This is a genomic window from Actinoplanes missouriensis 431 (assembly GCF_000284295.1).
In the GTDB taxonomy this organism is placed as follows: Bacteria; Actinomycetota; Actinomycetes; order Mycobacteriales; family Micromonosporaceae; genus Actinoplanes; species Actinoplanes missouriensis.
This window is the reverse complement of the sequence record NC_017093.1, coordinates 5,074,263-5,088,296: the sequence shown is the minus strand read 5'-3', so window position 1 is coordinate 5,088,296 and position 14,034 is coordinate 5,074,263. Positions and strand designations below refer to the sequence as shown.

At 72.1% G+C, this 14,034-nt stretch carries 12 protein-coding genes; 5 read left to right on the top strand and 7 right to left on the bottom strand.

Features of this window, described 5'->3' with window-relative positions; all coding sequences use genetic code 11:
* Positions 1–11: 11 nt before the first annotated feature.
* Positions 12–683, bottom strand: a complete 672-nt coding sequence (locus tag AMIS_RS23805) for a nucleoside/nucleotide kinase family protein (protein WP_014444954.1) — start codon at positions 681–683, stop codon at positions 12–14.
* Between the two features lie 135 nt (positions 684–818).
* Here AMIS_RS23805 and AMIS_RS23800 point away from each other — a divergent pair, with 135 nt between their 5' ends.
* Positions 819–1,922 (top strand): ScyD/ScyE family protein, encoded by a 1,104-nt coding sequence (locus AMIS_RS23800; protein ID WP_014444953.1) that lies wholly within the window; start codon positions 819–821, stop codon positions 1,920–1,922.
* Here AMIS_RS23800 and AMIS_RS23795 read toward each other — a convergent pair.
* Positions 1,906–2,568 (bottom strand): hypothetical protein, encoded by a 663-nt coding sequence (locus AMIS_RS23795; protein WP_014444952.1) that lies wholly within the window; start codon positions 2,566–2,568, stop codon positions 1,906–1,908. The two genes, AMIS_RS23800 and AMIS_RS23795, sit on opposite strands and share 17 nt — an antisense overlap.
* 395 nt (positions 2,569–2,963) lie before the next feature.
* On the opposite strand from AMIS_RS23795, the gene AMIS_RS23790 reads away from it, so the two are divergent.
* The 3 genes from AMIS_RS23790 to AMIS_RS23780 all read left to right on the top strand — a co-directional run bounded on the left by AMIS_RS23790 (position 2,964) and on the right by AMIS_RS23780 (position 6,190).
* On the top strand, positions 2,964–3,899 hold the full coding sequence (locus AMIS_RS23790; protein WP_014444951.1) for a sulfotransferase family protein: 936 nt from the start codon (positions 2,964–2,966) through the stop codon (positions 3,897–3,899).
* Positions 3,900–3,972: 73 nt separating this feature from the next.
* Positions 3,973–4,878 carry a hypothetical protein gene (locus tag AMIS_RS23785; protein ID WP_014444950.1) on the top strand — a complete coding sequence of 302 codons (906 nt, stop codon included), beginning with the start codon at positions 3,973–3,975 and terminating at the stop codon, positions 4,876–4,878.
* Positions 4,879–5,197: 319 nt separating this feature from the next.
* Positions 5,198–6,190 carry a serine/threonine-protein kinase gene (locus AMIS_RS23780; RefSeq protein WP_014444949.1) on the top strand — a complete coding sequence of 331 codons (993 nt, stop codon included), beginning with the start codon at positions 5,198–5,200 and terminating at the stop codon, positions 6,188–6,190.
* A 59-nt stretch (positions 6,191–6,249) separates the two neighbouring features.
* Here AMIS_RS23780 and AMIS_RS23775 read toward each other — a convergent pair whose 3' ends face one another.
* On the bottom strand, positions 6,250–7,155 hold the full coding sequence (locus AMIS_RS23775) for a universal stress protein (RefSeq protein ID WP_014444948.1): 906 nt from the start codon (positions 7,153–7,155) through the stop codon (positions 6,250–6,252).
* On the bottom strand, positions 7,152–8,603 hold the full coding sequence (locus AMIS_RS23770) for an amino acid permease (protein ID WP_014444947.1): 1,452 nt from the start codon (positions 8,601–8,603) through the stop codon (positions 7,152–7,154). Before AMIS_RS23770 ends, AMIS_RS23775 begins: the two co-directional genes overlap by 4 nt.
* A gap of 259 nt (positions 8,604–8,862) precedes the next feature.
* On the opposite strand from AMIS_RS23770, the gene AMIS_RS23765 reads away from it, so the two are divergent.
* A complete protein-coding gene (locus AMIS_RS23765; RefSeq protein WP_014444946.1) occupies positions 8,863–9,213 on the top strand; it encodes an STAS domain-containing protein in 351 nt (116 codons plus the stop codon).
* 43 nt (positions 9,214–9,256) lie between these two features.
* Here AMIS_RS23765 and AMIS_RS23760 read toward each other — a convergent pair whose 3' ends face one another.
* The 3 genes from AMIS_RS23760 to AMIS_RS23750 are packed head-to-tail and all read right to left on the bottom strand — an operon-like array spanning position 9,257 to position 14,034.
* Positions 9,257–10,519, bottom strand: a complete 1,263-nt coding sequence (locus tag AMIS_RS23760) for a cytochrome P450 (protein WP_014444945.1) — start codon at positions 10,517–10,519, stop codon at positions 9,257–9,259.
* A gap of 33 nt (positions 10,520–10,552) precedes the next feature.
* The gene (locus AMIS_RS23755; RefSeq protein ID WP_014444944.1) at positions 10,553–12,769 is read right to left on the bottom strand and encodes a glycoside hydrolase family 9 protein; all 2,217 of its coding nucleotides are present in this window, start codon (positions 12,767–12,769) and stop codon (positions 10,553–10,555) included.
* Positions 12,770–12,795: 26 nt separating this feature from the next.
* Positions 12,796–14,034, bottom strand: a complete 1,239-nt coding sequence (locus tag AMIS_RS23750) for an ATP-grasp domain-containing protein (protein ID WP_041831203.1) — start codon at positions 14,032–14,034, stop codon at positions 12,796–12,798.

The following is a 14,034-nucleotide window of genomic DNA, read 5'->3' as shown; positions in this document are numbered from 1 at the left end:
GGTGACGGGGCTCACCCCGGCGGAAGGCGCCGCAGAACGCTGTCCGGGACCAGCAGATCGGCCCGTTCCCGGGTGGACGCGATCAGTTCGGCGTTGCGTTCGTCGGTGCCGGTCGCCCACGCCACCGCGTCGGCTTCCGCCTTGCCGAACCGCACGTGCCGCTCGACCAGCCGGCGCAGCCGCTCGCCGGCGTCGAGGTCGGTGTACCAGACCTCGGTCAGCAGCGCGCGCACCGGCCGCCAGCGGGCGTCGTCGACCAGCAGATAGTTCCCCTCGGTGACGACCAGCCGGGCCGCGCGCGGCACCCCGACCGCCCCGGCGATCGGCTGTTCGAGGACCCGTTCGAACCCCGGTGCGTAGATCATCGGGTCCTGGTCGTCGAGGAGGCGGCGGAGCAGGGCGGCGTACCCGTAGGCGTCGAACGTGTCCGGCGCGCCCTTGCGGTCCCGCAGCCCGAGACGGTCCAGTTCGGCGTCGGCGAGGTGGAATCCGTCCATCGGCACGTGCGCCACCCAGTCCGCGCCGTGCCCGGGCGGCGGGTCGGCGGCCAGGGCCGTGACCAGCGCCGCAGCGAGAGTGGACTTGCCGGCGCCGGGCTGTCCGGCGATGCCCAGAACGGCCCGCCGCCCGCCGCTGACCAGGCCGCGGGCGCGGGCGACGAGGTCGGTGAGGGTGCACGTCATGCGGTGACCGTACCGGCTCACCGGTTCGTGGTCGGATCGACGACAAATGGGCTTACCGGCCCGTTCGGGCGATATGCGTCGTGAGGCCGGGCGGCGGAGCCTGGCGGAGTCATCTCGACCACAGGGGGAGATCAGATGATCACCAGGAGTGTCGTCGCGGCCGTCATGGGGGCGGCCGCGCTGCTCGTCCCGGCGCCCGCGTCCGCGGCGCCGGCCGTCCGCACGATCGTGTCCGGTCTGGACAACCCGCGCGGGATCACGCTCGGGCCGCGCGGCGAGATCTACGTCGCCGAGGCGGGCCGGGGCGGCGCGGGCCCGTGCCGGCCGGGCCCGGAGGGTGGACAGGTCTGTTTCGGCAGGTCCGGCGCGATCAGTGTGATCGAGCACGGGCGCCGCTGGCGGGTGCGGTCGAGGCTGCCGTCGCTCGCGTCGCCGGAGGGCGCCGAGGCGTCCGGCCCGTCGGACGTGTCGATCGGCGCGGACGGCCGGGTGTACTACACGATCGGTCTCGGCGGCAGCCCGGACCTGCGCACCGAGGTGCCGCAGCTGGCCGGCACGGCGAAGCTGTACCGGGCCGGGCACGCCCCGGCCGTGCTCGCCGACCTGGGCGCCCACGAGAAGAGCGCCAACCCGGACGGCGTGACCCCGGCGGACACCAACCCGAACGCGCTGCTCCTCACGCGGCGCGGGCAGTACGTGGTGGACGCCGGCGGGAACTCGCTGCTGCGGGTCGCCCCGCGTGGCCGGATCTCCACGGTCGCCACGTTTCCGAGGCGTACCGTGACGGCGCCGGAGGGCCTGCCGCCCGGCTCGCCCCCGGCCGGCACCCCGATCCCGATGGAGGCCGTGCCGACGTCGGTGACCCGCGGCCCGGACGGCGCGTTCTACGTCGGCGAGCTGACCGGTTTCCCGTTCCCGGCCGGGCAGGCGCGGGTCTGGCGGATCGTGCCGGGTGAGGCGCCGGCGGTGTTCGCGACCGGGTTCACCAACATCATCGATCTGGCGTGGGCGCCGGACGGCCGGCTCTACGTGCTGGAGATCGCGCACCGGGGACTGCTCTCCGGTGACCGGACCGGCGCCCTGCTCCGGGTCGGCCGCAAGGGCAAGCACCACATCGTCGCGTCGGCCGGGCTGACCGCGCCGGGTGGCTTGGCGATCAGCGGCAGGTCCGCCTATGTCACCAACTGCAGTGTGTGCAAGGGGACGGGATCCGTGGTGCGGATCAGTCTCGGAAGCTGAGCCCGAGCCGCAGACCGGCGACGCCGGCCGGGGAGAGCGGGCGAGCGGTGGCCCGGCACAGGTCGGAGCGGATCTGTGCCGGGAGCTCCTCGCCGAGCGAGCAGAGCGCCGGGTACAGGTCGAGCACCTGCCGGTGGGTGAGCGCGCCGGCGCCGATGAGCAGGCCGTTCAGCGCGGTCCGGCTCTCGGCCAGCTCGGAGCAGAGCTGCATCCGCCAGGCCACGTCGTGCACGTGGTCGGCGAACTCGCGGGCGATCCGGTTGCCGGACGGGGCGCGCAGGCCGCCGATGGAGGACTGGCGGAAGCGGGCCACGGACGGGGCGAGGCGGCAGGCGATGCCGAGCCGGCGGGCCAGTTGCGGGACGGTGAGCACGTCCATCCCGGCGGAGCACCGCTCGCAGAGCCGCTCGAAGGTCTTGGCGTGGACGACGGATGCGGGTCGCTGGCAGGCGCCGTCGAGTCCGCAGATCGGGTCGAGGATCACCTCGGTGAGGGTGCCCTCGTGGTCGAAGCGCCCGACGGCGAAGTAGGTCGCCGACGTGGTGCGGTAGTGGGCCAGGGCGGCGCGAGCGCTGACGTATCCGTCTGGGTCGACGCCGATGCGGGGCACACCGTCCTCGGTGTGCAGCTGGATGAGCCGGAACATGCTGCGCGCTCCCGGGGTAGAGCAGTTTTCCCTGTCGTTCTCCGGTACGTTCGCTGGCGAACAAAAGTTCAGGCGTTACCGAATGTAGTCAATCGGTGACGACGTTTGCGCTGCTGAGCGCGCCGGAGTCTGTCGAAGGTTACTAGGTGTAATGGTTAATGGAAAGGGCCCGTGTGTGTGCGGGCATGACGCGCGGGCACATGAGCATCACCGGGCGGGCACCGAGTGCGCGCTGTGCGAGGCGGGGGCGTGCCGGCGGTTCCGGCGGCGTGACACCTGGTGGCGCCGCTGGCTGGGGTGAGACGTGCGCCACAGCGGCTCGGTGCGACCAAATCCTAGTTCGTCTGTAGGATAACTGTCACTTTGAGCGAGCCGTCGCACCCCGAGGGGGCCCGATGCCACTGCCCGACTTCCTGATCGCCGGCGTTCCCAAAGCCGGCACCACGGCCCTGCACGCCGCGCTGACAGGGCACCCGGAGCTGTTCCTGCCGTCGGTGAAGGAGCCCAAGTTCTTCCTGTCGGACGGCCCGCCACCGCGGTTCGGCGGCCCCGGCGACGTGCAGACCTACCAGGAGCACGTCTGGCGGCGCAGCGATTACGAGGCCCTCTTCGACGCGGCGCCGGCGGGCACGCTGCGCGGCGAGGCGACACCCTTCTATCTGTACGACCGGGGAGCGCACGAGCGGATCGCGAAGCTCACCCCCGACGCGAAACTGATCCTCCTGCTGCGGGACCCGGTGGACCGGGCGCACTCCAACTGGACGCACCTGTGGGTGGCCGGTCTCGAGGAGGAGGCCGACTTCCTGGCGGCCTGCCGCGCCGAGGAGGACCGCCGGGCGCGGGGCTGGGCCGCCTTCTGGCACTACATCGCCCTCGGCCGGTACGGCGAGCAGCTGCAGCACCTCTACCAGCACATCTCCCGCGAGCAGGTGCTGCTGCTGCGCTACCGCGACCTCAAGGACGATCCGGCGCGGACCCTCGACCGGGTGTGCGCGTTCCTCGGCGTGCGGACCGGCGTGCTCACCGCGATCCCGAGGGAGAACGTCAACCGGCATTACGTCGAGGACACCGCGGTGAACCGGGTGCTGCGCGGCCTGCTCCGCGCCGGCGGTGAGGTCGGCCACCGCTTCCCGGTGCCGGTGCGGCTGGCCGCCCGCGGCCCGCTGCTCACTCTGCTGCACCGCAAGAAGGGGAACCGCCCGGTGACCCGGCCTGCGGAGCGGGCCGCGCTGCTGCCGCACTTCACCGAGGACATCGCGCTGCTGCAGGACGTGACAGGCGAGCGGTACGACGACTGGCTGAGCCTGGACCGACACGCCCGCGCCCGCTGAAACCACCGTAAAACCCACCGATCCGGTAGATGATGGGTTCCGCCGCCGCAACCCGAGGAGAACCGTCGTGAGCATGGGAACCACGGCCCTGCCCCTGCCTCGCTGGGAGGACTCCACCGTCGTGGTGGAACCACCGGGCACCGAACCCGGCGCGTGGTCGGGCGCACCCAGTTCGGTGCTCGCGGAGGGGTACATCTATCTCGCCTACCGCCTGCGGCTGCCGATCGGCGCCGGCCGGGGCATCGCGAACGTGGTGGCCCGTTCGTCCGACGGCGTCACGTTCACGGTCGTCGCCGAGATCGCCAAGGACGCCTTCGGCGCCGAGTCGCTGGAGCGCCCGGCGCTGGTGCGGACGCCCGAGGGCCGCTGGCGGCTCTACGTCAGCGCCGCCACGCCGGGCACCAAGCACTGGCGGGTCGACCTGCTCGAGGCCGGCACCCCGGAGGGGCTCGCCACCGCGACGCCGCGGACCGTGCTCGCCGGCGACGCGGCCAGCGGCGTGAAGGACCCGGTGCTGCACCACGACGAGCACGGCTGGCACCTGTGGGCGTCGGTGCACCCCCTCGAATCCTGGGACGACGCCGACCGGATGACCACCGAGTACGCGACCAGCCCGGACGGTGTGCAGTGGACCTGGCAGCGGACCGCGCTCGCCGGCCGTCCCGGAACGTGGGACGCGCGCGGGGTGCGGATCACCTCGGTGCGGGTCGCCGGCGACGAGATCATCGCCTCCTACGACGGCCGGGCCACGGCCGGGGAGAACTGGGAGGAGCGGACCGGCACGGCCCGCGGCGTCCGGCTGCTCGACGGGACGTTCGGGCTGCTCACGGCCGAGAGGCGGGACCCGGTGGGCAGCCCGCATCGGCCGTACGGGCTGCGGTACCTGAGCCTCGTCGACCTGCCCGGCGGACGGCAGCGGCTCTACTACGAGGCGACCCGGGCGGATGGGGCGCATGACCTCCGTACCGAACTGGCCTGACCGCGCAGCGTGACGCCCGCCGCCGTGGAAAGCGTGGTTTGACCGGTTCGCCGTGTCACATGCTGAGAGCCTGATCACGCTGGGTGGGGGTCGATGTGGCGCTCATGATCGACGTGGCCTAACGTCGTCGGTGACGTCAGGTGCACCGGAAAACGGCCGCCTGTCCGATGGCGGAGCCGCACCCACAAGGTGCCGCTCCGCCATTTCCGTTTCGGACACGATCGGTGTGTCCTGCCTCGCGGCGGCGTTTGTGCCCTGGTCGCCGGGGTATCACCGGACGATCCGGCTGGGGGGTCCCGTCAGGGGGTGAGGAGGCACGATGCGCACGCTGGGCGGGCGGTATCAGCTCGTTAACCGCATCGGTCTCGGCGGCATGTCGGAGGTCTGGCGCGGACACGACCGGGTGCTCGACCGGCCGGTCGCCGTGAAGATCATGGCGCCGGCGGTGGAGGGCACGCTCGGTCAGGTCGGCGTCGACCTGGTCCGGACCGAGGCCCGGTCGGCGGCCCGGCTCGCGCATCCCAACGTCGCGGCGGTGCACGACTTCGGCACCTCGCCGTCGGCGGAGCGGGACGTCCCGTACATCGTCATGGAGCTCGTCGACGGGCAGACCCTCAGCGCGCATCTCGCGGCGGGGCGGCTCGACTGGCGGATCACCGTGCGGATCTGCGCCGAGGTGGCCGCGGCGCTCGCCGCCGCGCACGCGCAGCAGGTGGTGCACCGCGACATCAAGCCGGCGAACATCATGCTCACCCCGGCCGGCGCGAAAGTCCTCGACTTCGGCATCGCCGCGGCAGTCGGCTCACCCGACCCGGACCCGGACGGCCCGGTGATGGGCACGCCCGCCTACATCGCGCCGGAACGGTTCGACGGCCTGCCGGCCACCCCGGCCGCCGACATGTTCGCCCTCGGCACGCTGCTCTACCACTGCCTGTCCGGCACGCTGCCGTGGAGCGCGCGCTCGCACACCGAGATGGTGATGGCGCAGCGCTTCGAGGACCCGCTGCCGCTGCCGCACATCGACGGCCTGCCGCCCGAGGTGCTCGACCTCTGCTCCCGGTGCCTGTCCCGCGAGCCGTCCGAGCGGCCGACCGCGCTGGTCGCGGCGCTGCTGCTGGCCGAGGCGGTGGACGCGCGGGTGTACGTGCCGCTCGTCGATCTGGGCATGGAGACCGAGCGGCCGTCGGTGATCTCCCCGTGGGACGCGCAGGCCGCCGCGGAGGCGACCACCCCGGCGCCGGTCCACCCGGAGCCGATGGCCCAGCCCGCGGGCGGCAGCGGCGAGCGGGTGGGCCGCCACCGCCGAAGCTAGCCCCACTGTTGCGTGTGGAGCCGGGGTGCGCAGGGTCCCCGCATTCCGCACGCCGGGGGTCAGCCGGCTCGGGGGACGACCACCAGGGGACGGCGGGCGCGGCGCAGCAGACGGCCCGAGACGCCGCCGAGCAGGACGCGGCGGGCCGGGCCGTACCCCCGGGAGCCGCAGAACAGGATGTCCACGTCGGTCAGCTCGGCCAGGGTCTCCACCACGTCGCCGGAGCGCAGCTCCCACTCCACCGTCACGTCCGGCACGGACGCGGCGGCCTTGCGCAGCGCCTCCTCGTAGATCTCCCGCGCGGTGTCCAGGAACGCGCGCTCGGCGTCCGACCCGAGCAGGAACGGCCGGGCCGCGTCGCCGCGCGCCACCACCGTGACCAGCAGCAGCGGGTCGCCGGTGCGGCGGGCCAGGCGAGCCGCCGACTCCAGGGCGGCGCGCCCGTCCGGCGTGTCCACATAGGCGACGGCGATCCGCCCGCCGGTCGGGGACGTGCCCGAGCCGGTCATCCCAGCCGGGGCCACCGCGACCGGGCAGACGCTGCCGGCCAGCAGGCGTTCCGCCGTGCTGCCGGGGAACAGCCGCGACGCCGGAGCGGCCGCCCCCGAGCCGACCACCAGCAGCGCGGCGTCCCGGTGCTCGGCCAGATCGTGCAGGCCGTGGGCTGCCGAACTGGACGCGAGCACCTGGTACTCCACGCCGGGCGGGTCGCCGAGCGCCTCCCGGGCGCCGTCCAGGACCCGTTCCGCGGCGGCCCGCCGGTCGGCGACCCACTCCGCGTCCACCCGGCCCGAGCCGAGCGCCGACGGCGCGGGCGAGACCACCGCCACGACCAGCGGAACGTCCAGGATCCCGGCCGCCCACTGCCCGAGCTCCAGGGCGTCGGCGCCGTGCGCACCCCCGTCGACGCCCACGATGACCGGCCCGCTGTTCACCGGCCCGCTGTTCACCGGACCCGTGCTCACGGCTGCTCCTCACCGCGGGTCTCCGGGCGCTGCGGCGGGCCGGCCGGGTCGGTGGCGGCCAGGCGCAGCCGGGAGTGGCGGTAACCGTACAAGGCGTAGATGAGCAGGCCGACGGCGAGCCAGCCGACGAACCGGATCCAGGTGTCGAGCGGCAGGTCGGTCATCAGGTAGACGGCGAACAGGATGCCGATGATCGGCAGGACCGGCGAGAGCGGCACCCGGTACGGCCGGGGCATGTCCGGCCGGGTCCGGCGCAGCACGATCACCCCGATGTTGACCAGCACGAACGCGAACAGGGTGCCGATGTTGACCAGTTCCACGATGGTCCCGAGCGGGACGAGCGCCGCGAGGATCGAGATGAGGACGCCGAGGCCGATGGTGAGCCGCGCCGGGGTGCCGTACCGCTGATTGACCGCCGCCAGGCGGCGCGGCATCAGGCCGTCGCGGCACATGGCGAAGAAGATCCGGGTCTGGCCGTAGAAGATGACCAGGACCACGCTGGTGATCGCGACGACCGCGCCGAGGGCGAGGATCGCCGCCGCCCAGCCGATCCCGGCGCCCTGGTCGAGGGCCGCGGCGAGCGGCGCGTCGCTGCCGGCCATCTGCTCCGGCGTGGCGATGCCGAGCGCGCCGGTCACCGTCACCACGTAGAAGAACGTGCAGATCAGCAGCGAGCCGAGGATCGCGAGAGGCAGGTCCTTCGCCGGGTTGCGGGCCTCCTCGCTGCCGGTGGAGACCGCGTCGAAGCCGATATAGGCGAAGAAGATGATCGCCGCGGCCGAGGTCACCCCGTCCACGCCCTCCGGGGCGAACGGCTGGAAGTTGCCGGTGCTGAAGTTCGCGAACGCCACCACGATGAAGAAGATCAGCACCGCCAGCTTGATCACCACCATGACCAGGTTGGCGCGTGCGCTCTCGGTCACCCCGCGGACCAGCAGGAACGTGATCGCCAGGACGATGAAGACGGCCGGCAGGTTGAAGATCCCGCCGTCCTCCGGCGACTTCGCTATCGCGTCCGGCAGCGCGAAGCCGAACGCCGCGTCCAGGAACGCGTTCAGGTTGCCGCCCCAGCCGACCGCGATCGCCGCGACCGACACCCCGTACTCCAGGATCAGGTCCCACCCGATGATCCAGGCGACCAGCTCGCCCAGCGTCGCGTAGGCGTACGTGTACGCGCTGCCGGAGACCGGGATCGAGGACGCCAGCTCGGCGTAGGAGAGCGCAGAGAACGCGCAGGCCACCGCCGCCAGAACGAACGAGAGGATCACCGCCGGCCCGGCCAGCGCGGCGCCCTGGCCGATCACCACGAAGATGCCGGTGCCGATGATCGCGCCGACGCCCATCGCGGTCAGCTGGGTGGGGCCGACCGCCCGTTTCAGCTGACCGTCCCCGGAGGTGTCGGTGATCAGCGAATTCACGTCACGCACCGCGAAGATTCCCGGCTTCATCGCCCCTCCTCCTCACCGCGGCCCCCGCCGCCGTGCCTGCCTGTCACGGTTAACCCCGATGCCCCGGCGCCGCAAGATGATCGGCGCGATGCGCCGAAATCGGTCGCCCGAGTTGCCGCGCGGCACGCGTCATGGGCGCAAAACCCGATTGGCGTACGCCCTGTGCGCCGTGATCGCCGAACCAGGGGGCAGCCTGCGAGGGCCCGCTGGGGGCGGTACCGTGAATCGATCGGGCACATCGCCCGGCTCGGAGGGTGGCATGGGCGAGGCCGTGATGACCACACGGCAGCAGGCCGACGGCGCCGTCGTCGTCGAGATCCGGGGCACCCTGGACACCGCCACCGTCGACGCGGTCCGCGGCGAGCTGCTGGTCGTCCTGCAACGCGAGCACCCGCGCACGCTTGTCGTCGACCTGATGTTCGTCACGTTCATGGACTCCACCGGGATCGGCGCCCTGGTCACCGCCCACGAGGCGGCGCGTGACGTGGGCGGCCGGGTGCAGCTGCGCAACCCGAGCGAGTTCGTCCACCGCCAGCTGCGCGTGACAGGCCTGTGCGACCTGTTCGGCCTCCCCTCCGGCCCGCCGAACTCCCGCCCCTACCGCTACTGACACCCCGCTCGGCCCACCTGCAGAGCCAGGCATCCCCCGCGGCTCAGCGGGGGGCCAGGGTGCGCTGGCCGGCGTGGACCGGGAAGGAGATGGGGCCTCGGATCAGGGTGGCGTTGCGGCGGCGGATCGGGCCGGCGCGGCGCAGGTCCGGGACGCGTTCGGCGAGGCGCTGGAGGGCGATCGCGGCCTCCAGCCGGGCCAGCGGCGCGCCCACGCAGTAGTGGATGCCGGTGGAGAAGGCCAGGTGGTCGGCCTCCGGCTCGCGGTGGATGTCGAAGATGCCGGCGCGGGAGAAGACCGACGGGTCGCGGTTCGCGGCGCCGATCAGCGTGATGACGAATTGGCCCGGCCGCACGGTCCGGCCGCCGATCTCGATCTCCTCGGACGGGGTGCGGGCGGTGCGCTGCACGGGCGGGTCCCAGCGCAGCGTCTCCTCGACCGCCTTCTCGGCGAGCCCGGCCGGGTCGGCGCGCAGGGCGGCCCACTGGTCCGGGTGGTCGAGCAGGGCGTTGACCGCGTTGCCGATCAGGTTGACCGTGGTCTCGAAGCCGGCGACGAGCAGCAGCCGGCACATCGGCAGGATCTCCGACGACTGGATCTGGTCGCCCTCGGCGGCCAGGATGCGCGACACGGCGTCGTCGGCGGGTTCCCGGCGGCGCAGCGCGAGCAGGTCGGCGAGCACCGCGTCGAGGGCGCCGCTGGCCTGCTGCAGCTGGGCGGCGTGCCGGAGGCTGCGGATGCCGTCGAGGGCACCGCCGATGACGGCTCCGTGCGCGGCGAACCGGGCGGCGTCGGCGTCCGGCACGCCGAGCAGGTCGGTGATGACGGCGATCGGCAGCGGCGCGGCGAACGAACCGACGAGGTCGAACGTACCCCCGGACAGGGCTTTGTCGAGCAGGTCGTCGACCGTGCGCTCGATCAGGGGACGGTAACCGGCGATCGCGCGGGGGCTGAACGCGGGCTGGGCGACACGGCGCAGCCTGGTGTGCTCGGGCGGATTGCGGTCCAGGAACGACATGTCCAGGGCGTCGCCGGGTGCGCCCGGGCCGTTGATCTCGGCCGAGCGCACCCCGAAACGCCTGTCCCGCAGCACCGCGTCGCAGATCCGGTACGACGCGGTGACGTAGTTGCCGAGGCGGGTGGCGACCAGGTCACCACCCGCCCGGACCCGGTCGTAGATCGCGTACGGGTTGTCGCGTCCCGGCTTCGAATGGAGCCGGGAGAGCGGGTCGCGCCGCACGTACGCGTGGTACACGGTGTCGAGCCGTTGCCGGTACAACGCGGCGGCGAATCGAAGAGCCTGCATGAAGCCACCCCCCTGCTAGGAGGGTAGGACGACTCAGGCGGTCTCGGCTACGTATGCGCTGATCCAGGCCAGCGCCGCGTTCCAGTTGATGGTGAGCTCGTTGGTGGACCAGGACCCGATGTCGTCGATGTAGCAGAACTGGCCCACGCAGCCGGTCAGTTTGGCCTGCGCGACCGGGTCCTGGATCGACGAGTTGGGCCCGCCGGACAGCGTGCCGGCGGGCGGGTGCGGCAGCGCCGGGTCGAGCTGCGCGGCGTACCAGCGGCTGTGCTGGTTCTGCGAGCTGACCTCGCCGTACCCGGTGACGTAGGAGATGTTCAGGGCGTTGCGGCCGAACAGGTAGTCGATGCCGGTCAGCACGCCGTCGCGGTAGCGGTCCCGGCCGGTGATCCGCTCGGCGGCGGCGATCACCACCAGGTTGTTGGCGATGATGCTGCTGGAGCCCCAGTCCCACACGTTGTTCGCGGGCGCGTAGGCCACCCCGTAGCCGTGCCCGCGCTGCACCGCGAGGTACTCCTCGGCGCCGCGCACCACCGACGCGCGCACCGCGGACCGGCCGGGCAGGTGGTTCGGGACCAGCGCCAGGTCGATGCGGGCGGCCGCGGCGGTCGCGGCCCAGTCGAACGCGACCGGGCCGAACACGTCGGCGGTGTGCTCCGGGGAGCTCAGCACGTCGTCGCGGTACTGCCGTTCGCCGGTGGTCAGGTAGAGCTCGGCCGCCGCCCAGTAGAACTCGTCGGTGATCTTGTCGTCGTTGTAGGCGCCGCCGCCGACCCCGTCCTCCACCGGGGCGTACCGGATGGGGTTGTCCTTGGCGGCCCGGTAGGCGGTGCGCGCCGCGGCGAGCGCCCGTTTCGCGAAGGCCGCGTCGAACGGCTTGTAGAGACGCGCCGCCTGCGCCGCTGTCGCGGCGACGTTCAGCGTCGCGGCGGTGGAGACCGGGTGCAGTTCGCGCGGTTGCGGATCCAGGTGGGGCAGCAGGGGCAGGCCGGTCCAGGCAGCGTCGTGGATCTTGTGGTGCACCATTCCGGCGTACGGGTGACCGGCCGGCACCTGCATCGACAGCAGGAAGTCGAGTTCCCAGCGTGCCTCGTCGAGCAGGTCGGGCACGCGATTGCCGCTCTCCGGGATGGTCAGGTCGACCCGGCGGGAGCCGCGCAGATGCTCGTACTCGCTGAGCAGGCCCCAGACCGAGATGCCGCCGTTGACGACGTACTTGCCGTGGTCGCCGGCGTCGTACCAGCCGCCGCGCACGTCCAGGGTGTAGTCGCAGACGCCGGGCTGGCAGGGCACCTTGCCGTCACCGGAGTTCGGGGCGACGTCGACGTGACCGGCCGGGCGGGCGTAGCCGGGGCGCAGGTCGCCCGAGATCTCGATGCCGCTGCGCTGGGTGTAGTAGAGCTTCAGGGCGTCGGTGCGCAGAGTCTTGTACGCGTCGGTGCCGATGTCGAACGGGCGGGAGGTCTCGCCGTCGGCGGTCAGGGTGAGGCTCCTGCCGTCCCGCCGGTATCCGCTGAAGTCGATGGTGTGGACGTTCTGCCCGGACGATGCGTCGATCCCCCGGGGCGTCGTCCTGCCCTTCTTCACGACTTTTCCGGACCGGTCGGTGAGCTGCCACGGCAGCGGCGCCGTCGCCTCGGTGACCACCGTCGCGTTCTTCGGGCCGTCCGTGAGGTAGCCGACCTGGTTGACCCGCACCCGGGGGCCGGTGTCCGGCTCGTAGACCTCCGGTGGGACGCCGCCGACCAGGCTGACGTCGTCCACGCAGAACCGCCAGTCCTCCGGGCTGCCGCCGACCTGGAAGGCGACCTGGCCCTGCGCGGTGGAGGTGCTCGCGGTGAACGTGTACTCGTAGTGGGTGCGGTCGCCGCTGAGGACCGGCGACTGCTCGAAGTAGGTGTCGTACGGGCTGACGGCCAGCCCGGTGACCGCGCGGACCACGTGGCCCGCGCCGCCGGTGGCGTCGAAGCTGAACCGGTAGTTCTCGCCGGCGACGAGATCGATGTCGTTCTGCCCGATCGCCACATCCCAGCGGTTGGTGGTGCCGCCGGGCACGTCGATGCAGGCCTGGCCGTCCTCGAGTGTGATCGGTGAGCCGGCCGAGGACCAGAACGGGTCGGCGGTGCCGTCGAAGCCGCCGTTGACGACCTGTTCGACCTCGTCGGCGAGGGCCGGCGCGGCGGCGCCGACGGTCAGCAGAGCGGCCGTGAGGCCGATGATCCGGGAGCGCTCCCAAAGAGACATGGACATATGTTTATTGCCGAGGTGTTACCGCGTCAACGGTCCTGGTCCCGGATCCACGCGTCGATCAGGCCGCCGAAGTGCGCCAGGAACTTCTCGTGCTCGTGCACCGGGTACATCGCGCGGACCGTCTCGCGCAGCAGTGAGCGGAACTCCTCCGAGGTCACCCAGTCGTAGACGATGTCGTCGAGGTTGCCCAGGTGCTTCGCGCAGAACTCCTGGTAACGGTCCACCTCGAAGTAGTCGTCGGCGAGCTTGCGGTAGGCGGCGAGCTTCTCGGCGTACCCCAGGGAATGGTCGTCGGCGATCGCGAAGTAGCGCGAGGTGTCGGTGTCCAGGCGCGGCTTGCGGCCGGTCACCACGCAGAAGACCGTCCAGCGCAGCAGAGCGGTCATCGCCCACGGGAAGTAGTAGTGCAGCGAGGTCAGCGCGACGTCCGGGCAGGCGTTCGCGTAGTCGATCGGGTGCACCTCGTCGCCGCGCACCAGCGTCTCGCAGCTGTTGAACTCCCACCGGAAGAACGCGTTGACCAGCCGGGAGATCGTCACCACCTCGTCGCCGGCGGACGCGGACAGGAAGTTGTGGTCCACCTCGTAGCGGGCGTGCATCGGCTGGTCCGGCCGGAACTTCATGACCATCGTCTCCGGGCCGATGCTCAGGCTGCGGGCGAACACGTCGTAGCCCTCGATCGAGGCCTGCAGGTGCATGAGCCGCTCGCCGGAGGCGTCGTACGCGGCGTGCAGCTCGATCTCGTTGCGGATCTTGGAGACGCCCACCCAGGCCCCGCCGTCGTACGGTTTCATCCAGAGCGGGTAGCCGATCGCCGCCGCCGTCGCCTCCAGGTCGAACGGCCGGTTGTACCGCGCCGCGGTGTACGCCCAGCGGGAGTTCTCGAGGGGGTTCTTGAACGGGACAAGCACCGTCTCCGGGATCTTCAGCCCGAGTCGCAGCATCGCGCAGTACGCCGCGTGCTTCTCCATCGACTGGAAGGTGAACGGGCTGTTCAGCAGGTAGACGTCGTCCATCAGCGCGATCTTCTTGAGCCACTCGCGGGGGTGGTAGTACCAGTACGCCAGCCGGTCGATGACGAGGTCGTGCCGGGGCTTGTCACGCAGGTTGAACGGCTCGATCGTCACCCGTACCGCGTTGGCTCGATGGGTCTTGCCGTCCGGTCCGGTCACCAGGCCGACGCGGCGCAGAAGCGCTTCGTACGCGCGTGGCCAGTCGTCCTCGGTACCCAGCAACATTCCGATGGTGTGCTCGACGTCGGCCAC

What these genes read in the sequence shown, in the direction of transcription:
- AMIS_RS23805 (WP_014444954.1), bottom strand. Translation starts at nt 683, where the DNA reads ATGACGTGCACCCTCACCGACCTCGTCGCCCGCGCCCGCGGCCTGGTC.
- AMIS_RS23785 (WP_014444950.1), top strand. Translation starts at nt 3,973, where the DNA reads ATGGGAACCACGGCCCTGCCCCTGCCTCGCTGGGAGGACTCCACCGTC.
- AMIS_RS23780 (WP_014444949.1), top strand. Translation starts at nt 5,198, where the DNA reads ATGCGCACGCTGGGCGGGCGGTATCAGCTCGTTAACCGCATCGGTCTC.
- AMIS_RS23765 (WP_014444946.1), top strand. Translation starts at nt 8,863, where the DNA reads ATGGGCGAGGCCGTGATGACCACACGGCAGCAGGCCGACGGCGCCGTC.
- AMIS_RS23790 (WP_014444951.1), top strand. Translation starts at nt 2,964, where the DNA reads ATGCCACTGCCCGACTTCCTGATCGCCGGCGTTCCCAAAGCCGGCACC.
- AMIS_RS23760 (WP_014444945.1), bottom strand. Translation starts at nt 10,519, where the DNA reads ATGCAGGCTCTTCGATTCGCCGCCGCGTTGTACCGGCAACGGCTCGAC.
- AMIS_RS23755 (WP_014444944.1), bottom strand. Translation starts at nt 12,769, where the DNA reads ATGTCCATGTCTCTTTGGGAGCGCTCCCGGATCATCGGCCTCACGGCC.
- AMIS_RS23795 (WP_014444952.1), bottom strand. Translation starts at nt 2,568, where the DNA reads ATGTTCCGGCTCATCCAGCTGCACACCGAGGACGGTGTGCCCCGCATC.
- AMIS_RS23800 (WP_014444953.1), top strand. Translation starts at nt 819, where the DNA reads ATGATCACCAGGAGTGTCGTCGCGGCCGTCATGGGGGCGGCCGCGCTG.
- AMIS_RS23770 (WP_014444947.1), bottom strand. Translation starts at nt 8,603, where the DNA reads ATGAAGCCGGGAATCTTCGCGGTGCGTGACGTGAATTCGCTGATCACC.